The following is a 25,679-nucleotide window of genomic DNA, read 5'->3' on the forward strand; positions in this document are numbered from 1 at the left end:
CCGAAGCAGGCCGAAGCAGGTCGAAGCAGGCCGGCGTTGCCGGAGGCGGCCCGGCCTCTCGCCTGGGTCGTCCCGCCCGGCTCGTCCCGCCCGGTCCCGGTTCAGTCCGCGGAGACCTTGTGGACGGCGGTGTCGTCCGGACCCACCCGGCGTCCGTCCTCGGCGCGTACCTCCAGTGCCCGGAGGCGGTGTCCGGCGCGGCGGTCGACCAGTTCGGAGTGCGGTTCGCCGGGGGCGAAGAAGTGCTGTTCGCCCCACTGCCGCAGCGCCACGATGACGGGGAAGAGCGCCTCGCCCTTCGGGGTCAGGACGTACTCGCGGTAGGCGCTGCCGTCCGAGGCGGGGACGGAGGCGAGGACGCCGCCGGCGACGAGGGCGCGCAGGCGGGTGGTGAGGATGTTCTTCGCCACGCCCAGGCTGCGCTGGAACTCCCCGAAGCGGCGGCTGCCGTCGAACGCGTCCCGGACGATCAGCAGGGACCACCAGTCGCCGATCGCGTCCACGGACCGGGCGACGGGGCAGTCGCTGTCGTCGAAGCGGGTCCTGCTCACCATGGCGTCCCTCGTTCCCGTCGTCCGTCGGTGCGCCGGTCCGGTCCGTCGTCCCATCACGCCGGTTCGGCCCGTCGTGCCACCGCTCGTGGTTGCAACATGCTACCAAGCGGGTTAGCGTCACCCTCGTTCTTCGGTAGCAAGATGAAACCAGTTCCGGAAGGGTCGGGGAGACCCGGACGGGTCGGAGGGGAGTGGATGCCGATGTCCGGCAACGGTGCGGCCGTGACGCGACGGAGCGAGGACGAGGCGGGGAGGGCGGACGGGTACGTCCTGCCGCGCGGTGTGGTCGCGCTCTTCGCCGTCGCCTGCGGAGCCGCGGTGGCCAATGTCTACTTCGCCCAGCCGCTGCTGGTCACCATCGGGCGCGACCTCGCCATGAGCCCGGCGCTGATCGGCGGCGTCGTCACGCTCACCCACGTCGGCTACGGCCTCGGGCTCTTCTTCCTCGTCCCGCTGGGCGATGTGACCGACCGGCGGCGGCTCGTCGTGGTGCAGTTGACGCTGCTGGTGGGGGCGTTGGCGCTGGTCGCCACCGCCCGTACGGCGGCCGTGCTGCTCGCGGGCATGGCGGCGACGGGGCTGCTCGCCGTCGTCACCCAGACGCTGGTGGCCTTCGCGGCGTCGCTGGCGCCGCCCGCCGGACGCGGCCGGGTCGTCGGGCTGGTCACCAGCGGCGTGGTCATCGGCATCCTGCTCGCCCGCACCGTCTCCGGTCTGCTGGCCGACCTCGCGGGCTGGCGCTCCGTCTACCTCGCCTCGGCGACGCTCACCGCGGTGCTGGCGCTGATCCTGCTGCGGGTGCTGCCCCGCCCCACCGCCGCGCCGACCGCCCTGCGCTACGGACAGCTCCTGCGCTCCACGCTCACCCTCTTCGCGCGCGAACCGCTGCTGCGGCTGCGGGCGCTGTACTGCCTGCTGGTCTTCGCCGCGTTCAGCACCCTGTGGAGCAGCGTCGTGCTGCCGCTGAGCGAGGCGCCGTACTTCCTGCCGCACCGGGCGATCGGCGCGCTCGGGCTGATCGGCGTCGTCGGCGCGCTGGCCGCGACCGTCGCGGGGCGTCTCAACGACCGCGGACTCGCCCGCCGCACCACCGGCATCGCCCTGGCCCTGCTCACCGCCTCCTGGCTGCCGCTGGCCTTCACCCGCAGCTCGCTCTGGGCGCTGGCCGCCGGGGTGATCCTCCTCGACCTCGCGGTGCAGGCGGTCCATGTCACCAACCAGACCCTGATCTACGCCCTCCACCCGGACGCGGGCAGCCGTCTGATCGGCGGCTACATGGTCTTCTACTCGGTCGGCAGCGCCACCGGTGCCCTCGCCGCGACCTCCCTCTACGCGGCGGCCGGATGGGGCGCGGTCTGCGTGCTGGGGGCGGGGTTCAGCGGGCTGGGGCTGGCGGTGTGGGTGGGTGCGTGGTGGCGGGAGCGGTCCGTGCGTTTGGGGCGGCGCCCGTGAACGGTTAGCCGGGTGTTAGCCGGGCGGCAGTCCCGCGCCAGGGGCTTCGGGCAGAGTCGGTGACGTACCGGGGAGAACACGTCACCGACCACCTCAGGGGGAACCCGCCATGCGCGCCAATGCCGTCCGCACCACCCGCCGCCGCACCCTGCGCGTCGCCGCCGCCGCTCTCACCGCGGCCGCCGGTCTGACCCTGACCGCCTGCTCCGGTGCGGACGCGGGCGGGACGAAGGCCGCGGGGCAGGCCGACTCGGCCGCCTCGCAGGCCGACGCCGGCGCGGGCGTCTCCACCACGGTGCCGGACCGCGGGCAGCAGGCGGAGTCCGGCGGAAAGGGCGACGCCAAGGCGGCGCCCGGGGGCGCAGGGAGCGCGAACTCGGCCACCCGGGGCGAGCGCTGCCACACCTCCGGCCTGGAGGCGTCGTTCGCCACCGGTGAGGACGCGGCGCCGGACCCGGACGCGCAGGGCGCGACGACCACCAGCATCCTGCTGACCAACACCAGCGGCCGCACCTGCAAGATCGGCGGTTTCCCCGGTGTGGACCTCGTGCCCGACAACGGCGGCACCCCCTGGTCGCTGACCCGCTCGTCCGCCACGTACGGCTCGATCACCCTGGCCCCCGGCGAGTCCACCGACTTCACGATCAGCCTCGGTATGGCCCACGAGAACGACGAGGGTTCCTGGAAGCCCGCCTCCGTGCGGATCACCCCGCCCAACGAGACCACCTCGGTGGAGGTCGCCTGGCCCTGGGGCCCGCTCGTCGACCAGTCCGGTGCCACCCACCCGGCCACCTTCGTCAACCCCATCGGCTGACGACCCCCGCCGAGGCCCGCTGCGGCAGTTCAGGGGCCGGGGCGGCAGCGGGGCCGGGCGCGGGCGCCCACTCGGAGCGGGCCCGGCCTGGCCCGGAGCGCCCGGCCCCGGTCGGACCCGCCCGGAGCGCTCGCCCTCGCCCGGAGCACCCGGCTACGACCGGCCCCGGCCGGACCCGCCCGCAGCAGGCGAGATCGGACGTCCCACCTGCTCCACCGGCTCACCTCCGCACCCGGTAGCGCAGATGGGTGACGCCGGCGCCCTCGACCACCGCGACGGGGCCGTCGAACTGCACCGGCCCGCCGCCGAGTCCGTCGAAGAGCCGCTTCCCGCCGCCCAGCACGACCGGAACCAGCGCGATCCCGACCTCGTCGAGCAGCCCGGCCGCCAGGCACTGACGGGCCATCTGCCCGCCGTTCACCACGACATCCCCCGCCCCGGCCAGCTCCTTCGCCCTGGCCACCGCCGCCTCGATGCCGTCGGTGACGAAGACGAAGTTCTCGTCGTCCGCCGGACGGTCGTCCGGGCGCCGGTGGGTGAGCACGACCGTGGTGACGCCCATCGGATGGCGCCCGCCCCAGGCGTGCGTCAGGTCGTAGAGATACCGGCCGACGACCAGCGCCCCCGCGTTCCCCCACTCCCGCTGGAGCAGTGCGGCGTCGGCCGCGGAGACACGGAACGGCGGCACGTCCGGACTGGCCGTCGGCACCTCGACGTCGCCGTTGCCGTACCACTGGAACAGCAGGTCGAAGCCGCTCTCGTCCGGTCCGGCGATATAGCCGTCCAGGGACATCGTGGTGGCGCCGGTGGTGACCTTGCCCATGGGGTGTCTCCTCAACTGGTCCGCGGGTACCGCCGATACCGGTACATCGTGGACGAGGCCACCCGCCCCGCACGCCACCGAAACAGGCCCCGCTCCCCAAAGCCTTTGCCTTCGAGTGCACTTCACCTCCTACCGTCACCGGGACGGCCGCGGCCCCGGGAAAGTCCCGGTGGCGGGCCGTGCCAGGAGGTGGCAGGGATGACGGGGATGCCCACGCGCAAGCTCGGTGCGCTGGAGGTTTCGGCTCAGGGGCTCGGATGCATGGGGATGAGCCACGGATACGGGGACGCGGACGACGACCGGTCGCTCGCCACCCTCCACCGGGCGCTCGACCTCGGGGTGACGCTGCTGGACACCTCCGACTACTACGGCGCGGGCCACAACGAGGAGTTGCTGGGCAGGCTGCTCGCCGAGCGGCGCGACGAGGTGGTGCTCGCCACCAAGTTCGGCTTCGCCAACCGCCTCGGCGACCCGACCGTCGTCCGCGGCGACGCCGCCTACGTCCGGCAGGCGTGCGACGCCTCGCTGCGCCGCCTGGGCACCGACCACATCGACCTCTACTACCAGCACCGCGTCGACCCGCGGGTGCCGATCGAGGAGACGGTCGGCGCCATGGCGGAGCTGGTCGCGGCGGGCAAGGTGCGCCACCTCGGGCTGTCCGAGGCCGGCGCGGAGACCGTCCGCCGGGCGCACGCGGTCCACCCGATCGCCGCGCTGCAGAGCGAATGGTCGCTGTGGACCCGCGATCTGGAGGCGGAGATCGCCCCGCTCTGCCGGGAGCTGGGCATCGGCCTCGTACCGTTCTCGCCGCTCGGCCGCGGCTTCCTGACCGGGCGTTACGCCTCCGTCGAGGGCCTTGCGGCGAACGATGTGCGGCGCACCCAGCCGCGGTTCGCCGACGGGAACCTGGAGCAGAACCTCGCGATCGTGCGGACGCTGGAGAAGCTGGCCGCCGACCGCGGGGTGACCGCCGGGCAGCTCGCGCTGGCCTGGGTGCAGCACCGCGGCGACGACGTCGTGCCGATCCCCGGCACCCGGCGGGAGCGGTACCTGGAGGAGAACCTCGCCGCGCTGACCATCGAACTGTCCGCCGCCGACCTCGCCGCCATCGACGCCGCGGCCCCCGCCGACCGCATCGCCGGCACCCGCTACGACGCGGGGAGCATGGAGTTCGTCGGACGGTGACGAGGGAGCGGGAGAGGGCGGAGACGGAGGAGACGGAGGAGAGGGCGGAGAAGGCGGAGATGGAGGAGACGGTGAGAGGTGAGTCGGTGGCGGAGGACGGGCTATCGGGTGGCGCGGCGACCGACGGTCCGGAGCCCGGGGCCGCCGCCCCTGGCGGCCCGATCCCGACGGCCGGTGGCGGGCCCGCCTTCCTCCGGCGCTTCCACGCCGCGCATCCCGCGGTCACCGCCCGGGCCATGGCGCACGGGCGCGCGCCCGACGGCCGGTCCAGCTATGCGCTGCTGCGGGACGCGGTGGCCGGGCGGCGCCGGGTGTTGGACGTGGGATGTGGCGACGGGCTGCTGCTGGAGCTGCTCGCCGCCGGGCCCGGCCGGCAGGTCGCGGGCATCGACCTGTCGGCGGCGGAACTGGCCCTGGCCCGCCGCCGCCCGGGACTGGACGCCGCCGTGCTGCACACCGGGAACGCCGACCGGCTGCCGTTCTCCACCGGCGAGTTCGACGGTGTCGTGTCACATATGGCACTGATGCTGATGGATCGTCCCGAGCGGGTCGCCGCCGAGATCGCCCGGGTGCTGGCGCCCGGCGGGACGCTGGCCGCGGTGCTGGGCGGCGGGCCGGGGGAGGACGAGGCGTACGCGACGTTCCTGCGGCTGCTTCGGCCGGTGCTCGACGCGGCGCCGCCCGGGCGCCGCATCCCGCCCCTCGGAGACCGGCGGCTGCGCACCCGCGAGGGGTTCGACGCGGTCTTCGGGCCCGTCGGATTCGCCCCGGTGGCCTGGGAGCGCGTGGCGCTCGACCTGACCGCGCCGCCGGACACCGTGTGGCGGACGGTCGGCTGCCTCTACGACCTGGCGCCGCTGCACCCGGCGGCCGTCGCCGACCTGCGGACCCGCTTCGCCGCCGCCACCGCCCCGACGGCGCTGCCGGACGGCCGCATCCCGTGCGCGATGACGGTGTACGTGGCGGTGGCCCGGCGTACGGGCTGAACGGCGGGGCGCGCACGGAGCGCGGGCGCGCCCGGCCGTCAGGCCCCGTACGGCCGTGCGGCCCGGCCCTCGCGCAGGGTGAGGGCCCACCAGGTGAGCTGGTCCAGCAGGGTGTCGGCCGCCTTGGTGGCGGGCGCCGGGTCGTGCGGCTCGCCGTTCTTGTCGAAGAGCGTCCAGGCCAGCGGGAAGCTGACCGTCTCGCGGACCGTCATGGCGTGCAACTCCGCGAAGACCAGCCGCAGTTGCTCGACCGCCCGCAACCCGCCGGAGATCCCGCCGTACGAGACGAAGCCGACGGGCTTGGCGTGCCACTGCGGGTTCAGCAGGTCGATGGCGTGCTTGAGCGGCGCGGGGAACGAGTGGTTGTACTCGGGGGTGACCACCACGAACGCATCGGCCGCCGCGATGCGCCCGGCGAACTCCTCGAACTCCGGCGTCCCGTACCGCAGTTCGTACGGGCGGACCGTGTCGAGGTCGATGACGTCAACGTCGAGATGGGCGCGGGCGGCGGCCTGCCGGGCGAACCAGCCGCCGACGACCGGCGCGAACCGGCCCTCCCGGGTGGAGCCGACGAGCACGGCGAGGGTGTGGCGGGCCGGGGCGCCGGTCGAGGCGGCGGCTGCGGGCGTCTGGGTGCCGGATGCGGACACGGATTCCTCCGGGGAGAGCGCGGGTGACGGGGCGGGCGCCGCCGTCGGGACCGACGCTAGAACCTCAAGTAAAGTTGAGGTCAACTGGCGATCGTCGGCCGCCGATCGTCAGCCGCCGGCCGTCAGTCGGTGACTGCCGGCGTTGGCCGCCAGCCGCCAGCCGCCAGCCGCCAGCCGCCAGCCGCCAGCCGCCAGCCGCCAGCCGTCAGCCGTCAGCCGCCGACCGGTGTGCGCCGACCGCCAACTGCCGGGTGGGTTCGGGTGTGTGCCGTGTGCCGTGTAGCGCATGCCATGTGCCATGTCACGCGTGCCATGTGCTGCATGGCGTGTGCTGCGTGGTGCGCGCCATGTGACGCGTGCCATGTGCCATGTCACGCGCGCCACGTGACACACGCCGTCCCCGCGCACCCCGACCCTGCCCCGCCCCCCACAGCAAGGCCCCGCCCGGAGCCGCCCCGCGCCGCATCCGGCCCATACCCGCTCCGGCCCATGCCAGCTCCGGCCCATGCCCGCTCCGCCCCGGGGCCCACCCCGGGGAGTTCGTGGCCCACCCCGGAGAATCCGACCGCTCAGGCAGCCCCGAACAGCTTCAGCAGTTCCGTCTTCTGGAACATCCGGGCCGTGTCGACGGCCGACGGCGTGCCCGCCGCCGGGTCCGCGCCGTGGGCCACCAGCACCTTCACGACCTCGTCCTCGCCCTTGAAGACCGCGCCCGCCAGCGGCGTCTGGCCGCGGTCGTTGGGGCGGTCGGCGTCGGCGCCGCGCTGGAGCAGCGCCTCCACGGTGGCCGCATGGCCGTGGTACGCGGCGAGCATGACCAGCGAATCGCCCCTGTCATTGGTCAGGTTGGCCGGGACCCCGGCGTCCACGTACGCGGCGACGGTGTCCGTGTCGCCGTGGCGCGCGAGGTCGAACATCTTGGCCGCGAGCTGTAGTACCTCGGGGTCGTGGGCGTGCTCGGTCGCCTCGGGCCCCTGCGGCCCGGTGTGCGCATCGCTCATGATCGCCGGCCTCCTGCTGTGATCGTCCCCATCTGGCTGTCGCCGCCACTGTAGGCACGCCCCGCGCTCTTTGTGCAGGCCAACGCCGTACGACGGGAGGAACACCACGCGAGCGGACAGGCGGGGCGGCGGAGCGCCGGCCCCGCCGCCGCGGGGCGCCGGCCCCGCCGCCCCGCTCCCGCGGACCTCAGAACGCCGCGCGGACCTCGCCGACCCGGACGCCGCCGCCCAGCAGCGGCACGTCCGCGATGCGGTCCAGGACCGGCGCCTCGACGCCCATCGCGCGCAGCGCGCGGGCCAGCACCGGGCCCAGCGTGCGGGTGTTGCCGTCGTCGATCTTGAAGGCCAGGGCCCGGCCGTCGGGCAGCGCCAGCGCCTGGACCGCCTCGGCGCCCATCTTCGACAGCGTGCCGGGCAGCTCCCGCATCAGCCAGGTGTCCGGGCGCCGGGTCCCCGCGACGTACTCGGGGTGCGCGCGCATCGCGTCGGCGACCCGGCGCTCGGGCGTGCCCGGCTCGGCGAGGACGAAGGTCCGGAACGAGCGGGCCAGACCGGTCAGCGACAGCGACATCAGCGGCGCGCCGCAGCCGTCCGTGCCGATGTGCGCCACCTCCTCACCACTCGCCGCGCGCACGCTCTCCAGCACCAGCTGCTGGAGCGGGTGGTCCTGGTCGAGGTAGCTCTCCGTCGGCCAGCCGTTGGCGACGCAGGCGGCGAGCATCGCGGTGTGCTTGCCGGAGCAGTTCATCGTGAGCGGCGAGCGGACCTGTCCGGACGCCAGGTACCGCTCGGCCTCCTCCGGGTCCAGCGGCAGGTCCGGCGGCGTCTGCAGCTGCGCCGCGTCCAGCCGGAACTCGTCCAGCATCGTCCGCACCAGCTCCAGATGGAACGATTCGCCGGAGTGGCTGGCGGCCGCCAGCGCGAGCCGTTCGCCGGACAGCTCCAGGCCCGCCCGCAGCAGCGCCGCGGCCTGCATCGGCTTGTTGGTGGAGCGCGGGAAGACGGGGGCGTCGACGTCACCGAGCGCGGTCTCGACGCTGCCGTCGGCGGCCAGCACCACCAGGGAGCCGCGGTGGCGCCCCTCGACGAAACCGGAGCGGACGACCTCGGCGAGGACCGGGGATTCCGGGGTGGCCGGGGAGTCCGGGCGGTCGGATATCGGGCGGGACGGAGACATCGGTGGGCCTTCCGGGAACGCGACCGGCCCTCCCCGGAAGGCTTGTGGCCCAGGTCAGGACAGCAGGTCGTCTACTTGTGCTTCCCCCTCACGGTACCTGCGGGCAATTTCGGTGCTGCAATCGTCGGCCATCCGCTGGAGCGACTGCCGCCGCCCGGAGACCTGCTGCTCGTAGCGGACGAGCCGGGCCATCGCCTCCGTCAGCTCGCCGTCCGTCCGCGCCCCCAGATCGGACAGCTCGACCTCGCCGAGCATGTCGTCGGCGAGCCGCCGGTACTCCTCGCCGTGCGGGGTGCCGACCGTGACGTGGCGGGCGGACGAGCGGTGGCGGGACGGGACGTCGGCCAGGATCTCCGGGAGTCGGTCGAGCAGCGGCGGCAGCGGCGCCGCCCGGCGGGCCAGCTCCGCCCGCAGGATGTCGATCCGGCCCTGGAGCAGCCGCCGCAGATAGCTGAGATCGGCCTCCTCGCGCTGGGCGTCGCGCCGCAGCACCCGCAGCTCGGGCAGGCCCGGAGCGGTCAGATCGGGCTGGACGACGGGGTGGAAGCGGTCGCGCTGCTGCGGTGGGCGGTGCTGCGACCGGCCGGCTTGGAGCATGGGGCCATCCTCGGTGCGGGCGCCGTCGGCGGGAGCCGTCGCCATGGTCGTCCAACGGGCGGCGGGCGGCGTGGGAGCGGCACCCGGAGTCGTACGGGCGGGTGGTACGGGACCGGGGATCCGCCCGGCGCCGGCAGTGCTCATGAGTGGTTGTCCCCTCGTCCGGTGCGGCATCCAGGGCATGTTGTCCATGAAACGCACCACGTGCACGCATCGTGCCACTCTGGGCGGTCCGTATGCAGGGCCATGACACCCGAACGGCCCCCGGAGGGGCACGGCTGTCCGAACGGCTCCGGCGCCCGGCATGATGGCGGGTATGCGAGCAGTGGTGCAGAGGGTGGACGGCGCGCGCGTCGTCGTGGACGGCGAGACGGTCGGCGAGATCGTCGGCGAGGGACTGTGCGTGCTGGTCGGGGTCACGCACGACGACACGGCCGAGAAGGCGGCGCAGCTCGCCCGGAAGCTGTGGTCGGTGCGGATCCTGTCGGGCGAGAAGTCCTGCTCGGACACGGGCGCACCGCTGCTGGTCATCAGCCAGTTCACTCTCTACGGTGACGCGCGCAAGGGCCGCCGCCCCACCTGGAACGCGGCCGCGCCCGGCCCGGTCGCCGAACCGCTCGTCGACGAGGTGGTGGGCCAGCTGCGGGCCCTCGGCGCCCAGGTGGAGACCGGCCGGTTCGGCGCCGACATGAAGGTTTCGCTGACCAACGACGGGCCGTTCACGGTGCTGGTCGAGGTCTGAAAAACGGCTGCGGCCGCGGCCCCTTCCGCAGGGACCGCGGCCGCAGCCGTGCGCGGGGGTCCTACGGCGCGACCACGACCTCCTGGGCCGCCGCGGTGCCCTCGGCGTCCAGCGGGGCGTCGACGGGGACGTTCCGCTTGATCAGCCCGAGGGCGATCGGGCCCAGCTCGTGGTGGCGGGCCGAGGTGGTGACGAAGCCGATCTGACGGCCCTCGGGGCCGTCCGCGGCGAGCCGCAGCGGCGTGCCGTGCGGCGGCAGGTGCACCTCGCTGCCGTCCAAGTGCAGGAAGACCAGCCGGCGCGGCGGCTTCCCCAGGTTGTGGACACGGGCGACGGTCTCCTGACCGCGGTAGCAGCCCTTCTGGAGGTGGACCGCGGTCTCCAGCCAGCCCAGCTCGTGCGGGATGGTGCGGTGGTCGGTCTCCAGGCCCAGGCGCGGGCGGTGCGCCTCGACGCGCAGCGCCTCCAGGGCCAGGACGCCGATCGCCGGGCCGTGCGCGGCGGCGAACGCGTCCAGAGCGGCGCGCGGCATGAAGAGGTCCCGGCCGTGCGGCGTCTCGCGGACGACCGAGCCCTCGGGCGCCTCGGTGATCGAACCGGCCGGGAGGTGCACCACGGCGGTGTCGGCGGTGCGGTCGGCGACCTCGACGCGGTAGAAGAACTTCATGCTCTCCAGGTAGGTGATCACCGCCTCCTGGTCCCCCGGCTCGGTGTGCAGCCATGTCGTCTCCCCGTCGTCGACGAGGTAGAGCGCATGCTCGATGTGGCCGTGCGGGGAGAGGATCAGCGCCTCGGTGGCCTGCCCGGGCGGCAGCTCGCTGACGTGCTGGGTGAGCAGCAGATGCAGCCAGCTCAGCCGCTCCGGACCGGTGACGGTGACCACGCCGCGGTGCGAGAGGTCCACGAAACCGGAGCCGTCCGCCAGCGCGCGTTGCTCGCGGAAGAGGTCACCGTAGTGCGCGGCGACGCCTTCGTCGGGGGCCTCGGCGGGGACGGCGCCGGGCAGCGACAACAGGGAACTCTTCATGCCGCCAGCCTACGGCCCGGCCACCGGCCGGCGGGAGCGCGGTGGGGAGCGTACGGGCGGGCGCGGGACGGCTGTGCGACGGGCATTTGGGCCCGCCGCCGCTACGCCTCGCCGTCCTGCTGCCGGGCCGCCTTCTCGCTGCAGCCGCGGCAGCGGCCGAAGATGGCGAAGTGCTTCAGGTCGGTGGCGAAGCCGAACTGTTCGCACAGCGTGGCGGCGAACGGCTCGGCGACCGACAGATCCGCCTCGATCACGTCCGTGCAGTCCCGGCAGACCAGATGCATGTGGTGGTGGCGGTCGGCGAGGTGGTACGTCGCCGAGCCGTGCCCGAGGTGGGCGTGGCTGACCAGGCCCAGCTCCTCCAGCAGCTCCAGCGTGCGGTAGACGGTGGAGATGTTCACGCTGCCCGCGGTCTTGCGCACCTCGGTGAGGACGTCGTCCGGGGTCGCATGCTCCAGTCTGTCGACGGCTTCCAGCACGAGCTGACGCTGCGGCGTCAGCCGGTAGCCGCGTTTGCGGAGGTCGCTCTGCCAGTCGGTGCTCACCACAGGGCCAGTGTAAGGAGCGCCCGCCCGCCCGAGGAGTCAGCCGACGTGCCCGGCGGCGAGATAACGCGCCAACGAGCGGACCGCGGCCGGATTGCGGGGCGATTCGACGAGGTCGGCGTAGTCCAGCGTGTAGATGCGGCGGTGCTTGACGGCGGAGACGTTCGCCAGCGGCTTGTAGTGCAGCAGGAAGTCCTTCTTCTGCGCGGCGGTCGGGGAGCCGTAGTCGTTGATCAGGATGACGTCGGGGTCGCGCTCGACGACGGTCTCCCAGCCGACGGTGGTCCAGGTGTCCTTGAGGTCCTTGGTGATGTTGACCCCGCCCGCCTTGGTGATGATGTCGTCCGGACCGGCGAAGGCGCCCGCGGTCAGCGGCTTGTCGGTGCCGCTGTCGTAGAGGAAGACGGAGGGCTTGTCGCGGTCCGCGGCGTGCGCGGCGCGGACCTCGGCGATCTGCGCGCGGTACTCCTTGACCAGCTTCGCGGCGCGGCCCTCGACATGGAAGATCTTCCCGAGGTTCGTCAGGTCGGTGTAGAGCGCCTCCAGCGGCGGCATCACCCCGCGGGCGCTGCCGGAGCCGCCGTTGCGGCACGACTCGGTCAGCACGTACGAGCCGATGCCGAGCTTCTTGAGGGAGGCGGGGGTGAGGTCGTTGCCCTCGCCGAAGCCGTAGTTCCAGCCCGCGAGGACGAGATCGGCGTGCGCGTCGAGCGCGATCTCCTTGGTGATCGCCTTCTTCGACAGCCACGGCACCGTGTCGTACGCGTCCCGCCAGGCCACCTTGTCGATCCGGCCGCGGTACGACGGCATGACGTACCCGGCCATCCGGTCCTCCAGGCCGAGCGCCAGCATCAGATCGGTGATGCCGACGTCGTTGGTGACGACCCGGGACGGCTTCTTGTCGAAGGTCAGCGCGGTGCCGCAGTTCTTGACGGTGACCGGGTATCCGGCGGCTTCCTTGTGGTCGCCGCCGTCGGACGCGATCTTGGCGCCGCAGCCGGTGAGGGCCGGCGCGAGGACGCAGACCGCGGCGAGGACGGAGAGCAGGGCGGTGGGGCGGCGGGTCATCGGGGCCTCATCGGGGAGTGGGGGCGGCGGCGGGGGCGTGGTCGTCCGGGGCGTCCGGCGGTGCGGCCGCCTCGTCGTCCGGGCGGGGCCGGGAGCTGCCGTCCGGGCCGGGCCGGGTGTCGTCGTCCGGGCCGGGCCGGGCGTCCGCGTCCGCCGGCAGCCGGTCGAAGAGGAGCTGGACGGCGCCGGTCTCCGGGTGGCGGACGCGGTGGGCGCGGACCCCGAAGACCTCGGCGAGCAGCTCGGCGGTGAGCACCTCGTGCGGCGCGCCGGAGGCGACGATCCGGCCGCCGTCGAGGACGTACAGCGCATCGCAGTGCTGCGCCGCGAGGTTGAGGTCGTGCAGCGCCGCCAGCACCGTCAGCCGGCTGTCGCGGACCAGCGCCAGGACCTCCAGCTGCTGGGCGATGTCGAGGTGGTTGGTGGGCTCGTCCAGCACCAGCACCCGCGGCTGCTGGGCCAGCGCGCGGGCGATCAGCACCCGCTGCTTCTCGCCGCCGGACAGCCCGGGGAAGCCGCGGTGCGCCAGATGCCCGGCGCCGACCCGGGACAGCGCCCGGGCGCAGATCTCCTCGTCGGCGGCGGACGCCCGGCCCGAGCCGCGCTGGTGCGGCAGCCGGCCCATCGCCACGATCTCCGCGACGGTGAAGTCGAAGGTGGCCTGGCCCTCCTGCGGCAGCGCGGCCAGCAGCCGGGCGCCCTCGCGGGCGTCCATGGCGTGCAGATCGGCGCCGTCCAGCCGGACCGTGCCGGCCGCCGGGCGCAGCGCCCGGTAGACGCACCGCAGCAGCGTGGACTTGCCGCTGCCGTTCGGGCCGATCACCCCGATCAGCTGCCCCTGCGCGGCGCGCAGCGTCACGTCGTCCAGCAGCCGCCGACCGGCGATCTCCACGGCCAGGCCCTCGATGTCGACGCGCATCAGACGCCCCCTCCGAAGCTGTAGCCGCCCCGCCGCATCAGCAGGACGAAGCCGGGGACGCCGAGCACCGCGGTGATCGCCCCGACGGGCAGTTCGACGGGCGCGATCAGCACCCGGGACAGCACATCCGCCCAGACCAGCAGCACCGCGCCGAGCAGCGGCGCGACCGCCATCACCCGGCGGTGGTCGGCGCCCACCAGCATCCGCGTCACATGCGGCACCAGCAGCCCGACGAAGCCGATCGCCCCGCTGACCGCGACCACCGCCCCGGCGACCGCCGCCACCACCAGGAACAGCTCCCGCCGCAGCCGTCCGGCGTCCACGCCGAGCGCCGCGGCCGTCTCGTCGCCCATCGCCAGCGCGTTCAGCCGGCCCGCGGCCAGCCACAGGTAGACCACCGCACCGGCCACCGCGGCGGCGGCGAGCGGCACCGACGGCCAGCCCGCCCCGCTCAGGCTGCCCAGCAGCCACATCACCGCGGAGCGGGCCGCCTCGCCGCGGTCGGCGGAGAACACCATCAGCGTCGTCACCGCGGAGAAGCCGTAGTACATCGCGGTACCGGTGAGGACCAGCCGCAGCGGGGTGAGGCCGTGCGGGGTGCGGGCGGCGGCGTAGACCAGGGCCATGGCGAGCAGGGCGCAGACGAACGCGGAGGTGGAGAGCGCCCAGACGCCCAGCGCCCCGGCGGCGCCGAAGAGCAGGACGGCGTTGGCGCCGACGGCGGCGCCGGAGGAGATGCCGAGCACGAACGGGTCGGCCAGCGCGTTGCGGACCAGCGCCTGCACCGCGACGCCGATGGCGGACAGCCCCGCGCCGACGACGGCGGCCAGCAGCGCCCGGGGGAAGCGCAGCTCCCAGACGACGGTGTAGCCCGCGAACTCGTCGGCGGGCAGCGTCCGGCCGGTCACCCCGGCGGCCAGGTAGTGCACCACCTGGCCCCAGCTCACCCCGGCGGAGCCCAGGCCGACGCCGCAGACCACGGAGCCGATGAGCGCCACGACGAGGGCCGCGACCAGCGGCGGCACGGGGAGGCGGCGCACCGGCGCGGGCGCCGCGTACGGACGCGCGGCGCGGGGCGCGGTGGCCTGGGAGGTCGTCGGTTCCACGGACGGTCCGCCTTCGGCTCGGGCCGTCCTACGGGTACAGGCACGGCCCGGCGTGGCGGGCGTCCCCTCGCAGTCCACGGCGAGTTCTACAGGAGCGGGCGCCGCCGCGGGTGATCGGGCTTGCGGACGCTCCCCGAGGCGGGGGCGCCGCTTACCGTTGCGGGTCAGCGCCGGACTCTCACCGGACTTCCCCCGCGGGGCGCGTCATGCGTATGCGGTTGTGGAACGTACGGGGCGGCACGAATCCCGTCCCGTACGCCGTCGGGCGGTGCTCAGCCCTCGTACGGGGTGCCGTCGGCGTTGAAGAACGAGACGCCGTCCGGGGTGTCGGCCGGCAGGCTCTCCGCCCACTCCTTGAGGTCGGCGACCTTCTTCAGGTGCGCGGACATGTACGGCCGCAGCGGCACCTCGGGGGTGGCCTTCTCGCCGACCCACATCAGGTCGCTCTTGACGTAGCCGTAGAGCCGCTTGCCACCGGTGTAGGGACCGGCGGCCGCGGTGCGGGCGACGGCGTCGGTGGCGAGGTCGATCTGCGGCTTCTGGTCGGCCAGCTCGCCGTACCAGACCTCGACGATGCCCTGGTCGCGGATCATGACGACCTCGACCTTGCGGTCCTTGTCGATGCGCCAGTAGCCGCTCTCGGTCTCCAGCGGGCGGACCTTCTTGCCCTCGCCGTCCAGGACCCAGCTGTGCGAGGTGTACTCCAGGAAGTCACGGCCGTCGTGGGTGAACGTGACCTCCTGCCCGAAGTTGCACTTCTCGGTGCCGGGGAAGTCCGCGACGCCCGCGCCTTCCCAGTTGCCGAGGAGGAAGGCCAGGGGAACGAGGGCCGGGTTCAGGTCGGACGGGATCTCGATCATCAGCTCAGGCGATCTGTGGGGAGGGACAAGGCGGCACGGGGGAGGCGGTCGTCAGCGCTGACCCTGGTAGAGCTTCTTGTAGGTCAGACCGGCGAAGGCGATGACGCCGACGCCGACCAGGACGAGCAGGGTGGTGAAGACTGCCTCAAGCACGTCGTGCTCCTTGGACGGAGTGGGGTGGAACGGACCGGGCACGAGTCTAGTCGTCGCCGTTCGCGACGGCGCTGTGAGGTTCCCCGCGCGGGCGACGGCGGGATCTGACGGGGGCGGCACCGGCCGCGCGCCCCGCGGCGCTCAGTGCGAGTGGTGGTCGTCGCGGTCGTCCAGCTCGCGCCACCAGCGGTCCGACTCCGGGTCGCCGGACTCGTCCCACCAGCGTTCGTAGGGGCCCCGGCGGTTGGCGACGATCGCCGCGACCGGCGGGATGACCATCGCGATCACGCACATCACCACCGCGGCCGTCACCGACCACATCCGCACCACGCTCCAGGCCAGCACGAACAGGGTGAGGCAGACCCCCATCATCACGAAGTACCAGCGATGACGGCGTCGGGGAGGCGGCCAGCCGGGCATACCTCCACGGTAAGTCCGGGCGGCGCCGGAAAGAAGCCCCGCCGGCCCGGTCACGACACGCCCGGCCGGTCCGTACACCGCAACGAAGGGCCGCACCCCCCATGGCGTCCAACCCCGGGGGTGCGGCCCTTCGGCCGGTGGGTGCGCGGCCGCCGCCGCGCACCCACCGCACGCTGTCGTCAGACGGCGATGGCGACCTCCGCCAGGCCGCCCTTCTGCGCGACCACGGTGCGGTCGGCGGTGGCGCCGGGGACGAGGGCGCGCAGCGTCCAGGTGCCCTCGGCCGCGTAGAAGCGGAACTGTCCGGTCGCGGAGGTGGGGACCTCGGCGGTGAACTCGCCGGTGCTGTCCAGCAGGCGGACGTAGCCGGTGACGGGCTCGCCGTCGCGGGTCACGCTGCCCTGGATCGTGGTCTCACCGGGCTTGATGGTCGACGCGTCGGGGCCGCCGGCCTGTGCTCCACACATGGGAATCCTTGAGGGGTAGAGGGGAAAGGGCGGGGCTTACTTCGCGGCGCCCAGCTCGATCGGCACGCCGACCAGCGAGCCGTACTCGGTCCAGGAACCGTCGTAGTTCTTGACGTTCGCCTGGCCCAGCAGCTCGTGCAGCACGAACCAGGTCAGCGCGGAGCGCTCGCCGATGCGGCAGTAGGCGATGGTGTCCTTGGCGAGGTCGACCTGCTCGGTCTCGTAGAGGGCCGTCAGCTCCTCGTCCGACTTGAAGGTGCCGTCGTCGTTGGCGTTCTTCGACCACGGGATGTTGCGGGCGCTCGGCACGTGGCCGGGGCGCTGCGACTGCTCCTGCGGGAGGTGCGCCGGGGCGAGCAGCTTGCCGCTGAACTCGTCGGGGGAGCGCACGTCGACGAGGTTCTTGGCGCCGATCGCGGCCACGACGTCGTCGCGGAAGGCGCGGATGGAGGTGTCCTGCGCCTTGGCCTTGTACTCGGTGGCCGGGCGGTTGGGGACCTGCGCGCCGTCGACCAGATCGCGGGAGTCCAGCTCCCACTTCTTGCGGCCGCCGTCGAGCAGCTTCACGCTGTCGTGGCCGTAGAGCTTGAAGTACCAGTAGGCGTACGAGGCGAACCAGTTGTTGTTGCCGCCGTAGAGGACGACGGTGTCGTCGTTGGCGATGCCCTTGGCGGAGAGCAGCTTCTCGAAGCCCTCCTGGTCGACGAAGTCACGGCGGACCGGGTCCTGCAGGTCCTTCTGCCAGTCGATCCGGACGGCGTTCTTGATGTGGTTCTTGTCGTAGGCGGCGGTGTCCTCGTCGACCTCGACGAGAACGACCTTCGGGTCGTCGAGGTGGGCCTCGACCCAGTCGGCGTCCACCAGAACGTCGGTGCGGCTCATGTTCTTCTCCTCCGGGGCAGTTGCGGGGGTGTGCTTGCGGGACGGGCACGCGGATACGCCGGGGAAGCGCGGCGGCACGGGGGCGGCGCGCGGCGCGGCGTGGCACAACGGGAACGGCGATCAGACGGAGCGGCCGGGGGCGGACCGGCCGGCGACGGGGACGGTCCCGTCAGACAGGGCGACAGAGCATGGTGGCGACGCGGCACAGGTCGACTGCCCGCCGCTTCGTGAGGTTCGCCTGTCCCCGGAAACGGGGACCGCTCGATGCGCTCTGCATGGCCTCGATCGTAGGGACGCAGACCGGGGCCTGTCACCGGTGTGTCATATGACGAGACGTGACTGTCCATCATGCGGAACGAATGGCGCCGCCCGGCACTCCCTCGCGGGGGCCGGGCGGCGGTGGAACGGTGGGGGGTCTGTCGTACGGGATGGCGCGTCTCAACGACTGGACGGTGGGGGCAGCCGGGCGTCGGCACGGTCAGCCGGGGAGCTTGACGTCCGTACCGGTCGCGGTGATCTTCACGCCGCCGGGGCCGGTGGTGACCTTGTCGAGCTTGAGGTTGGACGGCAGCTGGTCGAGCTTCCACTCGTGGTCGGTCTGCTCGCGGACCTTGTCGGCGCAGCCGGGGAGCAGCCGGCACATGGTCGGGATGGAGTCGGCGCGCAGCCGCAGGGTGTTGCCCTGCGCGGTGACCGAGCCGGTCACCTCCAGCGAGCTGAGCAGCGGAAAGCTCGGCGAGATCTTCACCTGGCCCTGGCCGTCCTTCTGCCCGCCGTACGCCACCTGCACGTTCGCGCCGGACGCCGAGGTCAGGTCCGGGTAGGAGAGGGTGGCGGTGGCGGTGGCCGACGCGGCCTTCTCGATCGAGCTGTAGTCGTCCGAGAGCCGCACGTCGTGGAAGGTCGCCTTCAGCTTCTCGACCCGGAGCGTGTGGCCGTCGGCGCTGGCCTTGAGATCGCCCAGCGAGGTGTCGACCTCGTCCAGGCTGCGCCCGGCGACCTGGGTCAGGAACGGGAAGCCCTTGATCGAGACCTCCGGATCGGCCGGGAGCGCCAGGCTGCCGCGGATCTTCTCCGCCGCCTTGTCCTCGGCGAGATTGACCGCGACGCGGTCGGCGGCGACGAACAACCCGCCGACCACCACGACCAGCACCAGCAGCACCTTCAGTGCGCGCATCGAACCCTTCCCCCACACCCGGCCGGTCCGCCCGGCCACTCGCTTCGTCATTTCCGTACGGGCCCCCTGCCCGCGCACCGGCGAGCCTAGACGACCGGCCGGGAGGACCGGAGGGGACGACCGGTTCCCGGAACGCGGCCGGCCGCCGGGGGCGCGCGGGGCGCCCGGCGGCGGCCGGTCGGGGAGGCGGGCGGGTCAGCTCAGGAGGGGCCCCAGCAGATGGACGGCCGGGGCGGCGAGCGCCAGCGGGAGGGCGACGCCCGCGGTGAGGTGGACGAAGCGGGACGGGTAGTCGTAGCTCGCCACCCGCAGGCCGATCAGCGCACAGCCGCCGGCGGCCAGGCCCAGCAGGGCGCCCGCGATGCCGAGCGCGCCCAGCAGTCCGGCGCCCGCGCCCGCACCCGTGGCGGCGAGCAGCGCGAGGATCGCGGCGACCGGGCCCGGCAGCGGCAGCGCGCGGACCAGCACGGCCGCGGCGACGGCGGCGGCACCCACCACCACCGCGTCCGAGGTGGCGGAGAGCTGTCCGGCGGCGAGCACCGTCAGCGCCGTGGAGGTCAGCCCCGCGGTCAGCGCGTACATCCGCTCGTCGGCGCTGCTGCGGTTGCGCAGCTGGAGGACGAGGACGAGCAGGCACCAGACGCCGAGCGTGCCGAGGACCACCAGCGGCGCGTCCGCGCGGTCCGTCGCGAGCAGCGCCACATCCGTCGTGACGCCCGCCAGGAACGCCAGCGCGATGCCCTGCCGGGCCGGCCACATGCCGTTCAGCCGGAACCAGCCGGCCGCGGTGACCGCCTGGAGCAGCACCACCGGCACCGCCCGCACCGCCTCCGGCAGAAAAAGCGCCGAGGTCAGCCCGAGCAGCAGCGCGAGAACGGCGGTCAGCGCGGCCGGCTGCATCCCCGGCGCGATGATCGGCGACCGGCCCTCGGCGCGGGCCCGCTGGTTGGGCGCGAGCCGGGACAGGTCCTGGGGGGCGTCCGGCTGCGGGGCGCCCTGGGGCGTCCCGGTCTCCGCGCCGCCCGGGGCGGGGACGGTGGTGGTCGATGTGGCAGGCGCGTGCGGCGCGGCGGCCGGGGCCTGCCCGTGCGGGGCCTGTGCGGCCTGGGGCTGCCCGTACGGGGCGGCCTGCGCCTGGCCGTACGAGGGCCGGCCGGGGCCGGGGTGGGCCTGTCCGTGCTCCTGGCCGTACTGCTGCTGGGCGGCGTACCGATCCTGCGGCTGCTGCGGCGCGTACTGCTGCTGGGGTGCGGGCTGCTGCCCGTACGACGCGTGGTCGTACGACGCCTGGGCCTGGCCGTACGACGGCTGTCCGTCCGACGGCTGTCCGTGCGAGGCCTGACCGTAAGACGCCTGGTCGTACGCGGCCTGGCCGCCGTATCCCTGGGCGTGCGGGGTCTGGCCTTGCGCGGCCTGGCTGTAGGACTCCTGGCCGTAGGGCTGCTGGGCCGGGGCGTCGTAGGACTGCTGCGGTGCGTACCCCTGACCGTGCGGGGTCTGCCCGTAGGAGGGCTGCCCGTAGGAAGGCTGCTCGTGCGCCTGCGGGGACGGGTGGCCGGTGTACGGGCCGGGGCCGGGCTGCTGCTCCGGGGGGCCGTAGGGCTGCTGCGGGTCGTTCATGATCGTTTCCTCACCCTCCCGCGAACGGCGGCAGGACCTCGACGGTGCCGCCTTGGACGAGCGGGACGTCCGCGTGGTCGCGGGTGCCGACCGGGGCGCCGTCCACCAGGAACGAGCTGCGCTGCAGGACGCGCGCGAACTCCGGGTGCGCGGCGTGCGCGGTGCGCGCCGCGTCCAGCGCTTCGGCGAGCGTCTCCGCCGCGTACGGCTCCTCGGCCGTGCCTGCGGCGGCCTTGGCGGCTGCCCAGTAGCGCACGGTGCCAGTTGTTGTCACGGCCGCCTCTTTTGTCGTGGGTGTCGTGGGTGCGGGGCCCCGGCGTGAAGTCCCGCCGCGGCGCCGGTCCAGGGGCCCCGGACCGCGCCGTCCATGATGGCGTACGCACGGCCGGGCCCGGCGCGGGCGTGGGCCGGGCGGGCGGCTCCGGCACACGGCCGGCCGAGGGCGTGCCCCCGTGCCCCCGGGGTTGTCGCGGGATATCCGGTTGCCGCGGGCAAGTGTTCGCATAAGGTCGTACGGTGTTGGTCCGACTCGCGCGGGCGCATCTGCGGCCCCACAGGCGCGCAATATCGCTGATCGTCCTCCTCCAGCTCGTCCAGACGCTGGCCACCATCTCGCTGCCCACCCTGAACGCCGACATCATCGACAACGGTGTCGTCCGCGGGGACACGGGCTACATCCTGCGCGTCGGCGGCTTCATGATCGCCATCGCGCTGCTCCAGGTCGCCTGCGCGACCGCCGCCGTCTACTACGGCGCCCGCACCGCCAGCCGGCTGGGCCGGGACATCCGCGCGGCGGTCTTCGACCGGGTGCAGACGTTCTCCGCCCGGGAGGTCGCCGCCTTCGGCGCGCCCTCGCTGATCACCCGCACCACCAACGACGTGCAGCAGGTCCAGATGCTGGTCCTGATGACGTTCACGATGATGGTGTCCGCGCCGATCATGTGCGTCGGCGGCGTGATCATGGCGCTCAACCAGGACGTACCGCTCTCCGGCCTCCTGCTGGTGATCGTCACGGTCCTCGGGATCTTCGTCTCGGTCGTCGTGCGCCGGCTGCGGCCGCTGTTCCGCAGCGTCCAGGAGCGGATCGACGCCGTCAACCGCGTGCTGCGCGAGCAGATCACCGGCATCCGCGTCATCCGCGCCTTCGTCCGCGACCGCCACGAACAGCAGCGGTTCGCCGCCGCCAACCGCGACCTCTACGACGTCTCGCTGCGCTCCGGCAAGCTGATGTCGACGATGTTCCCGATGGTCATGCTGATCGTGAACCTCTCCAGCGTCGCCGTGGTCTGGTTCGGCGGGCTGCGCATCGACTCCGGCGCGATGCAGATCGGCGCGCTCACCGCGTTCCTCAGCTACCTCATGTACATCCTCATGTCGATCATGATGGCGACGTTCATGACGATGATGCTGCCGCGCGCCGAGGTCTGCGCCGAGCGCATCCAGGAGGTGCTGAACACCGATAGCAGCGTCGTCCCGCCCGAGCACCCCGTCACCGCCCTCCGCCGCCCCGGCGAGCTGGAGCTGCGCGGCGTGGAGTTCCGCTTCCCCGGCGCCGAGGAGCCCGTCCTCAAGGACATCTCGCTGCTGGCCCGGCCCGGCGAGACCACCGCCGTCATCGGCTCCACCGGCAGCGGCAAGTCCACCCTGATCGGCCTGGTGCCGCGCCTCTTCGACGCCACCGGCGGCACCGTCCTGGTCGGCGGCGAGGACGTCCGCACCCTCGACGAGGCGACGCTCGCCCGCACCATCGGCCTCGTCCCGCAGAAGCCCTACCTCTTCTCCGGCACCATCGCCTCCAACCTCCGCCACGGCGATCCGGACGCCACCGACGAGGAGCTGTGGCGGGCGCTGGAGACCGCGCAGGCCAAGGAGTTCGTCGCGGCGATGGAGGGCGGTCTCCAGGCGCCGGTCGCGCAGGGCGGCTCCAACGTCTCCGGCGGGCAGCGCCAGCGCCTGGCCATCGCCCGCGCGCTGGTCGGCAAGCCGGACCTCTACCTCTTCGACGACTCCTTCTCCGCCCTCGACTACGCCACCGACGCCGCCCTGCGCGCCGCGCTGACCCGCGAGACCGGCGGCGCGAGCGTCGTCATCGTCGCCCAGCGCGTCGCCACCATCCGCGGCGCCGACCGCATCGTCGTCCTCGACGAGGGCCGCGTCGTCGGCACCGGCACCCACACCGAACTGATGGCGGACAACGCCACGTACCGGGAGATCGTGCTCTCCCAGCTCACCGAGCAGGAGGCGGCGTGACCACCGCGGACAGGAAGACGGAGACCCGCGACGAGGACGCCGCGAGTGCGGAGGAGCTGCGCCGCGCGGAGCGCCCCGTCGGACCGGCCCGCGGCATGGGCGGCCCGCCGCTCGTCAAATCGCTGGACTTCAAGGGCTCCGGCAAGCGGCTGCTGGGCCAGTTGCGGCCGCAGCGCGCCGCGCTCACCGGCGCGCTGCTGCTGACCGTGGCGCTCGTGGCGCTGACCGTCACCGGCCCGCGCGTCCTCGGCCACGCCACCGACCTGCTCCTCGCCGGGCTGATCGGCCGCGATCTGCCGTCCGGCGTCACCAAGGCACAGGCCGCCGAGCAGCTGCGCGCCCACGGCCAGGGCGGTCTCGCCGACCTCATCGGCACCCTGCCGCTCGTCCCCGGCCACGGCATCGACTTCACCGCCGTCGGCACCGTCCTGCTCTACGCCACCGCGATCTACGCGGCGGCCGCCCTCTTCGGCTTCGTCCAGGCGCGGCTGGTCACCACCGCCGTGCAGGGCACCGTCTTCCGGATGCGCGAGCAGGTCGAGGCGAAGCTGTCGCGGCTGCCGCTGAGCTACTTCGACAAGCAGCAGCGCGGCGAGGTGCTGTCCCGGGCGACCAACGACATCGACAACATCCAACAGACGCTCCAGCAGAGCCTCAGCCAGATCGTCACCTCCACGCTCACCGTCCTCGGCGTCCTCGCGATGATGTTCTGGATCACCCCGCTGCTCGCGGTGGTGGCGCTGGTCACGGTCCCGCTGTCGGTGCTCGTCGCCACCAAGGTCGGCAAGCGCGCCCAGCCGCAGTTCGTCAAGCAGTGGTCCTCCACCGGCAAGCTCAACGGCCATGTCGAGGAGATGTACACCGGCCACTCCCTGGTCCGCGTCTTCGGCCGCCAGAAGGAGTCCGCCGAGCGCTTCCGCGAACAGAACGACGCGCTCTACGAGGCGAGCTTCAAGGCGCAGGCCATCTCCGGCCTGATCCAGCCCGCGATGACCTTCGTCGGCAACCTCAACTACGTGCTGATCGCCGTCGTCGGCGGGCTGCGGGTCGCCTCCGGCGCGCTGTCGGTCGGCGACGTCCAGGCGTTCGTCCAGTACTCCCGCCAGTTCAGCCAGCCGCTCACGCAGATCGCGGCGCTGGCCAACCTCGTCCAGTCCGGCGTCGCCTCCGCCGAGCGGGTCTTCGAACTCCTCGACGCCGAGGAGCAGACGCCCGACCCGGAGCCGTCCGCCGCCCCCGCGCGCACCACCGGCCGCGTCGCCTTCGAGCACGTCTCCTTCCGCTACGACGAGGAGAAGCCGCTGATCGAGGACCTGTCGCTGACCGTCGAGCCTGGCCAGACCGTCGCCATCGTCGGCCCCACCGGCGCCGGCAAGACCACCCTGGTCAACCTGCTCATGCGGTTCTACGAGACCCGCTCGGGTCGGATCACCCTCGACGGCACCGACATCGCCGGGCTGGGCCGCGAGGAGCTGCGCTCCCGCATCGGCATGGTCCTCCAGGACACCTGGCTGTTCGGCGGCACCATCGCCGAGAACATCGCCTACGGCGCCCCCGACGGCACCCCGCACGAGAAGATCGTCGAGGCGGCCCGCGCCACCCACGTCGACCGCTTCGTCCGCACCCTGCCGGACGGCTACGACAGCGTCGTCGACGACGAGGGCGGCAGCGTCTCCGTTGGCGAGAAGCAGCTGATCACCATCGCCCGCGCCTTCCTCGCCGAGCCCGCCATCCTCGTCCTCGACGAGGCCACCAGCTCCGTCGACACCCGCACCGAGGTCCTGATCCAGCAGGCCATGGCGCGGCTGCGGGCCGGCCGCACCAGCTTCGTCATCGCCCACCGCCTCTCCACCATCCGCGACGCCGACCTGATCCTCGTCATGGAATCCGGCGCCATCGTCGAACAGGGCAGCCACGACACCCTGCTCGCCGCCGGCGGCGCCTACGCCCGCCTCTACGCGGCCCAGTTCGCGGAGGCGGTGGCGGAGGCCGAGTAGGTCAGCCGGCGGCGCCGGGCGTCCCCGGCGACATGGACGGCGCCGGAGCCGTCAGGCGGCGTACGGGTCGGTGATGGTGTGGCGCCGCTGCGCGGTGTCCAGGACGTGGCGGGGGAAGCGCGGGCCCGCTGTGTAGTGCCGGCCCCGGGTCTGTCCGACGGCGGTCAGCAGTCCGGCCTTGGTGAGGGCCTGGAGGTCCCTCGTCGCCTGCTGTGTGTTGAGTGCCTCCGCCTTCTCGTAACGCGAGCGTCGTACCCGGCCCACCATCGCGACCTCGTGCAACGCGGTCAGCTGGCGCTCGGTGACGCCGAAGTCGTCGGCCGCTTCCATCAGCTGGATCCAGCAGTCGTTCGACCGGTCCACCCGGTGCTGTACGCGCTGGGTCTGCTGGTGGTAGGCGAGCAGGTTGAACTTGATCCACGGAAGGGTGCCGCGTTCGGGCGACCAGACCGGACCACCCACTTCGCGGAGCACCTTGTAGTACTCCCAGGTGTTGCCCGGCATGCCCAGCCACTCCTCGATGGAGGAGAACTCCGGAGCCAGCACCCCGCCGCGGGCGATGACCAGGGTCTGGAGTGAACGGGACATCCGGCCGTTGCCGTCGGACCACGGGTGGATCTTCACGAGGTTCAGGTGCGCCATCGCGGCCCGTACGAGAACGTGATGGTCGAGGTCGCCCTCGTTGAGCCAGGTGACGAGCTCGCCGGTGAGGTCGGGGAGGAGCTCGTGGTCGGGCCCCTCGTAGTCGGTGGCGAGCTCGTCGCCGGGGGCCGTGATGCGGATGGCGGTTCTGCGCCACTGCCCCGCCGTGGTGAGGGGATGGTGGTGCCCCTGGAGCATCCAGTGGAGACCGTTGAGGAGGCCCTTGCTGTAGCGGAAGTCGGGGGCGTCGTGGAGCGACTGGATGTACGTCATGGCCTGCTGGTAGGCGAGCGTCTCCGCCTTGTTCTCCTCGCTGGCGTCCACCTCGCGTTCGCCGTCCATCAGGTCGGCGACGTCCTTGGCGTCGACGCGGTAGCCCTCGATGGTGTTCGAGGCGGCGATGGCACCGGCGGTCAGGGCCTTACGAAGATCGAGCTCCCACTTCCTGGGGACCTGCTGCACCGCATGCCGGAGCTGCTCCCGCAGGCCGTCGATCTCGTCCAGGACCTTCTGGTCGGCGGGCTGGAGACGTGGGGTGCGATAGAGCATGACGCAATGATACCAA

At 73.2% G+C, this 25,679-nt stretch carries 26 protein-coding genes, 1 pseudogene and 1 riboswitch; of the genes and pseudogenes, 7 read left to right on the top strand and 20 right to left on the bottom strand.

The window, feature by feature from the left end:
• Positions 1 to 101: 101 nt before the first annotated feature.
• Positions 102 to 554, bottom strand: coding sequence for a winged helix-turn-helix transcriptional regulator (locus ABT345_RS27795; RefSeq protein WP_345078941.1), 453 nt, complete (start codon positions 552 to 554; stop codon positions 102 to 104).
• Between the two features lie 201 nt (positions 555 to 755).
• Between ABT345_RS27795 and ABT345_RS27800 the strand changes: the two genes are divergently transcribed.
• Complete coding sequence (locus ABT345_RS27800; protein ID WP_386459386.1) at positions 756 to 2,006, top strand: MFS transporter; 1,251 nt, start codon at positions 756 to 758, stop codon at positions 2,004 to 2,006.
• Positions 2,007 to 2,115: 109 nt separating this feature from the next.
• Positions 2,116 to 2,820 (top strand): DUF4232 domain-containing protein, encoded by a 705-nt coding sequence (locus tag ABT345_RS27805; RefSeq protein ID WP_345078947.1) that lies wholly within the window; start codon positions 2,116 to 2,118, stop codon positions 2,818 to 2,820.
• Positions 2,821 to 3,040: 220 nt separating this feature from the next.
• Here ABT345_RS27805 and ABT345_RS27810 read toward each other — a convergent pair whose 3' ends face one another.
• The gene (locus ABT345_RS27810) at positions 3,041 to 3,643 is read right to left on the bottom strand and encodes a dihydrofolate reductase family protein (protein ID WP_345078950.1); all 603 of its coding nucleotides are present in this window, start codon (positions 3,641 to 3,643) and stop codon (positions 3,041 to 3,043) included.
• 198 nt (positions 3,644 to 3,841) lie between these two features.
• Between ABT345_RS27810 and ABT345_RS27815 the strand changes: the two genes are divergently transcribed.
• The gene (locus ABT345_RS27815) at positions 3,842 to 4,828 is read left to right on the top strand and encodes an aldo/keto reductase (RefSeq protein WP_345078954.1); all 987 of its coding nucleotides are present in this window, start codon (positions 3,842 to 3,844) and stop codon (positions 4,826 to 4,828) included.
• Entirely contained in the window at positions 4,825 to 5,814 is a 990-nt protein-coding gene (locus ABT345_RS27820; protein WP_345078957.1) for a class I SAM-dependent methyltransferase, read from the top strand. Before ABT345_RS27815 ends, ABT345_RS27820 begins: the two co-directional genes overlap by 4 nt.
• A gap of 38 nt (positions 5,815 to 5,852) precedes the next feature.
• Here the strand turns inward: ABT345_RS27820 and ABT345_RS27825 are convergent, their stop codons facing one another.
• The 4 genes from ABT345_RS27825 to ABT345_RS27840 form a co-directional block, all read right to left on the bottom strand.
• Positions 5,853 to 6,464, bottom strand: a complete 612-nt coding sequence (locus ABT345_RS27825; protein ID WP_345078960.1) for an NADPH-dependent FMN reductase — start codon at positions 6,462 to 6,464, stop codon at positions 5,853 to 5,855.
• Positions 6,465 to 7,033: 569 nt separating this feature from the next.
• A complete protein-coding gene (locus ABT345_RS27830) occupies positions 7,034 to 7,465 on the bottom strand; it encodes an ankyrin repeat domain-containing protein (RefSeq protein WP_345078963.1) in 432 nt (143 codons plus the stop codon).
• A gap of 187 nt (positions 7,466 to 7,652) precedes the next feature.
• Entirely contained in the window at positions 7,653 to 8,642 is a 990-nt protein-coding gene (locus tag ABT345_RS27835; protein ID WP_345078966.1) for an asparaginase, read from the bottom strand.
• Positions 8,643 to 8,696: 54 nt separating this feature from the next.
• Entirely contained in the window at positions 8,697 to 9,383 is a 687-nt protein-coding gene (locus ABT345_RS27840) for an RsiG family protein (RefSeq protein ID WP_386459393.1), read from the bottom strand.
• A 172-nt stretch (positions 9,384 to 9,555) separates the two neighbouring features.
• On the opposite strand from ABT345_RS27840, the gene dtd reads away from it, so the two are divergent.
• Complete coding sequence (dtd, locus tag ABT345_RS27845; RefSeq protein ID WP_345078972.1) at positions 9,556 to 9,981, top strand: D-aminoacyl-tRNA deacylase; 426 nt, start codon at positions 9,556 to 9,558, stop codon at positions 9,979 to 9,981.
• A 61-nt stretch (positions 9,982 to 10,042) separates the two neighbouring features.
• On the opposite strand, the gene ygfZ is transcribed toward dtd, so the two are convergent.
• From ygfZ to ABT345_RS27910, 13 genes and pseudogenes are all read right to left on the bottom strand, one after another.
• Positions 10,043 to 11,008 (bottom strand): CAF17-like 4Fe-4S cluster assembly/insertion protein YgfZ, encoded by a 966-nt coding sequence (gene ygfZ / locus ABT345_RS27850; protein ID WP_345078975.1) that lies wholly within the window; start codon positions 11,006 to 11,008, stop codon positions 10,043 to 10,045.
• Positions 11,009 to 11,109: 101 nt separating this feature from the next.
• Entirely contained in the window at positions 11,110 to 11,556 is a 447-nt protein-coding gene (locus tag ABT345_RS27855) for a Fur family transcriptional regulator (RefSeq protein WP_345078978.1), read from the bottom strand.
• A gap of 36 nt (positions 11,557 to 11,592) precedes the next feature.
• Positions 11,593 to 12,621 carry an ABC transporter substrate-binding protein gene (locus ABT345_RS27860; RefSeq protein ID WP_345078980.1) on the bottom strand — a complete coding sequence of 343 codons (1,029 nt, stop codon included), beginning with the start codon at positions 12,619 to 12,621 and terminating at the stop codon, positions 11,593 to 11,595.
• A 151-nt stretch (positions 12,622 to 12,772) separates the two neighbouring features.
• Positions 12,773 to 13,540 (bottom strand): annotated as a pseudogene (locus tag ABT345_RS27865) (ABC transporter ATP-binding protein); the annotation flags it as partial.
• On the bottom strand, positions 13,540 to 14,646 hold the full coding sequence (locus tag ABT345_RS27870) for a FecCD family ABC transporter permease (protein ID WP_345078982.1): 1,107 nt from the start codon (positions 14,644 to 14,646) through the stop codon (positions 13,540 to 13,542). The pseudogene ABT345_RS27865 and the gene ABT345_RS27870, both read right to left, overlap by 1 nt.
• Before the next feature lie 108 nt (positions 14,647 to 14,754).
• Positions 14,755 to 14,839, bottom strand: a riboswitch (cobalamin riboswitch).
• Positions 14,840 to 14,918: 79 nt separating this feature from the next.
• Positions 14,919 to 15,506, bottom strand: a complete 588-nt coding sequence (locus ABT345_RS27875) for a heme-binding beta-barrel domain-containing protein (protein WP_030286284.1) — start codon at positions 15,504 to 15,506, stop codon at positions 14,919 to 14,921.
• A gap of 294 nt (positions 15,507 to 15,800) precedes the next feature.
• Positions 15,801 to 16,079, bottom strand: a complete 279-nt coding sequence (locus ABT345_RS27880; RefSeq protein ID WP_345078987.1) for a DUF3099 domain-containing protein — start codon at positions 16,077 to 16,079, stop codon at positions 15,801 to 15,803.
• Positions 16,080 to 16,258: 179 nt separating this feature from the next.
• Positions 16,259 to 16,546, bottom strand: coding sequence for a DUF1416 domain-containing protein (locus ABT345_RS27885; protein WP_030286290.1), 288 nt, complete (start codon positions 16,544 to 16,546; stop codon positions 16,259 to 16,261).
• 36 nt (positions 16,547 to 16,582) lie between these two features.
• Positions 16,583 to 17,428 carry a sulfurtransferase gene (locus ABT345_RS27890; protein WP_345078993.1) on the bottom strand — a complete coding sequence of 282 codons (846 nt, stop codon included), beginning with the start codon at positions 17,426 to 17,428 and terminating at the stop codon, positions 16,583 to 16,585.
• Between the two features lie 169 nt (positions 17,429 to 17,597).
• Positions 17,598 to 17,705 (bottom strand): Ms5788A family Cys-rich leader peptide, encoded by a 108-nt coding sequence (locus ABT345_RS27895; RefSeq protein WP_351323616.1) that lies wholly within the window; start codon positions 17,703 to 17,705, stop codon positions 17,598 to 17,600.
• 201 nt (positions 17,706 to 17,906) lie between these two features.
• Entirely contained in the window at positions 17,907 to 18,605 is a 699-nt protein-coding gene (locus ABT345_RS27900; RefSeq protein WP_345078999.1) for an LmeA family phospholipid-binding protein, read from the bottom strand.
• Positions 18,606 to 18,800: 195 nt separating this feature from the next.
• Entirely contained in the window at positions 18,801 to 20,225 is a 1,425-nt protein-coding gene (locus ABT345_RS27905; RefSeq protein WP_345079002.1) for a hypothetical protein, read from the bottom strand.
• A gap of 10 nt (positions 20,226 to 20,235) precedes the next feature.
• The gene (locus ABT345_RS27910; protein ID WP_345079860.1) at positions 20,236 to 20,481 is read right to left on the bottom strand and encodes a MoaD/ThiS family protein; all 246 of its coding nucleotides are present in this window, start codon (positions 20,479 to 20,481) and stop codon (positions 20,236 to 20,238) included.
• 260 nt (positions 20,482 to 20,741) lie between these two features.
• Between ABT345_RS27910 and ABT345_RS27915 the strand changes: the two genes are divergently transcribed.
• Together ABT345_RS27915 and ABT345_RS27920 are read left to right on the top strand one after the other, a co-directional pair.
• Positions 20,742 to 22,475 carry an ABC transporter ATP-binding protein gene (locus ABT345_RS27915; protein WP_345079005.1) on the top strand — a complete coding sequence of 578 codons (1,734 nt, stop codon included), beginning with the start codon at positions 20,742 to 20,744 and terminating at the stop codon, positions 22,473 to 22,475.
• A 95-nt stretch (positions 22,476 to 22,570) separates the two neighbouring features.
• Positions 22,571 to 24,472, top strand: a complete 1,902-nt coding sequence (locus ABT345_RS27920) for an ABC transporter ATP-binding protein (RefSeq protein WP_345079863.1) — start codon at positions 22,571 to 22,573, stop codon at positions 24,470 to 24,472.
• Positions 24,473 to 24,523: 51 nt separating this feature from the next.
• Here the strand turns inward: ABT345_RS27920 and ABT345_RS27925 are convergent, their stop codons facing one another.
• Positions 24,524 to 25,663 carry a Fic family protein gene (locus tag ABT345_RS27925; RefSeq protein ID WP_345079008.1) on the bottom strand — a complete coding sequence of 380 codons (1,140 nt, stop codon included), beginning with the start codon at positions 25,661 to 25,663 and terminating at the stop codon, positions 24,524 to 24,526.
• Between the last annotated feature and the right edge of the window lie 16 nt (positions 25,664 to 25,679).

The sequence above is a fragment of the Streptomyces sp. NPDC000404 genome, from assembly GCF_040300365.1.
Classification (GTDB): Bacteria; Actinomycetota; Actinomycetes; order Streptomycetales; family Streptomycetaceae; genus Streptomyces; species Streptomyces ramulosus.

What these genes read in the sequence shown, in the direction of transcription:
- ABT345_RS27795 (WP_345078941.1), bottom strand. Translation starts at nt 554, where the DNA reads ATGGTGAGCAGGACCCGCTTCGACGACAGCGACTGCCCCGTCGCCCGG.
- ABT345_RS27800 (WP_386459386.1), top strand. Translation starts at nt 756, where the DNA reads ATGTCCGGCAACGGTGCGGCCGTGACGCGACGGAGCGAGGACGAGGCG.
- ABT345_RS27805 (WP_345078947.1), top strand. Translation starts at nt 2,116, where the DNA reads ATGCGCGCCAATGCCGTCCGCACCACCCGCCGCCGCACCCTGCGCGTC.
- ABT345_RS27810 (WP_345078950.1), bottom strand. Translation starts at nt 3,643, where the DNA reads ATGGGCAAGGTCACCACCGGCGCCACCACGATGTCCCTGGACGGCTAT.
- ABT345_RS27815 (WP_345078954.1), top strand. Translation starts at nt 3,842, where the DNA reads ATGACGGGGATGCCCACGCGCAAGCTCGGTGCGCTGGAGGTTTCGGCT.
- ABT345_RS27830 (WP_345078963.1), bottom strand. Translation starts at nt 7,465, where the DNA reads ATGAGCGATGCGCACACCGGGCCGCAGGGGCCCGAGGCGACCGAGCAC.
- ABT345_RS27835 (WP_345078966.1), bottom strand. Translation starts at nt 8,642, where the DNA reads ATGTCTCCGTCCCGCCCGATATCCGACCGCCCGGACTCCCCGGCCACC.
- ABT345_RS27840 (WP_386459393.1), bottom strand. Translation starts at nt 9,383, where the DNA reads ATGAGCACTGCCGGCGCCGGGCGGATCCCCGGTCCCGTACCACCCGCC.
- dtd (WP_345078972.1), top strand. Translation starts at nt 9,556, where the DNA reads ATGCGAGCAGTGGTGCAGAGGGTGGACGGCGCGCGCGTCGTCGTGGAC.
- ygfZ (WP_345078975.1), bottom strand. Translation starts at nt 11,008, where the DNA reads ATGAAGAGTTCCCTGTTGTCGCTGCCCGGCGCCGTCCCCGCCGAGGCC.
- ABT345_RS27860 (WP_345078980.1), bottom strand. Translation starts at nt 12,621, where the DNA reads ATGACCCGCCGCCCCACCGCCCTGCTCTCCGTCCTCGCCGCGGTCTGC.
- ABT345_RS27875 (WP_030286284.1), bottom strand. Translation starts at nt 15,506, where the DNA reads ATGATCGAGATCCCGTCCGACCTGAACCCGGCCCTCGTTCCCCTGGCC.
- ABT345_RS27880 (WP_345078987.1), bottom strand. Translation starts at nt 16,079, where the DNA reads ATGCCCGGCTGGCCGCCTCCCCGACGCCGTCATCGCTGGTACTTCGTG.
- ABT345_RS27885 (WP_030286290.1), bottom strand. Translation starts at nt 16,546, where the DNA reads ATGTGTGGAGCACAGGCCGGCGGCCCCGACGCGTCGACCATCAAGCCC.
- ABT345_RS27890 (WP_345078993.1), bottom strand. Translation starts at nt 17,428, where the DNA reads ATGAGCCGCACCGACGTTCTGGTGGACGCCGACTGGGTCGAGGCCCAC.
- ABT345_RS27895 (WP_351323616.1), bottom strand. Translation starts at nt 17,705, where the DNA reads ATGCAGAGCGCATCGAGCGGTCCCCGTTTCCGGGGACAGGCGAACCTC.
- ABT345_RS27900 (WP_345078999.1), bottom strand. Translation starts at nt 18,605, where the DNA reads ATGCGCGCACTGAAGGTGCTGCTGGTGCTGGTCGTGGTGGTCGGCGGG.
- ABT345_RS27905 (WP_345079002.1), bottom strand. Translation starts at nt 20,225, where the DNA reads ATGAACGACCCGCAGCAGCCCTACGGCCCCCCGGAGCAGCAGCCCGGC.
- ABT345_RS27920 (WP_345079863.1), top strand. Translation starts at nt 22,571, where the DNA reads ATGGGCGGCCCGCCGCTCGTCAAATCGCTGGACTTCAAGGGCTCCGGC.
- ABT345_RS27925 (WP_345079008.1), bottom strand. Translation starts at nt 25,663, where the DNA reads ATGCTCTATCGCACCCCACGTCTCCAGCCCGCCGACCAGAAGGTCCTG.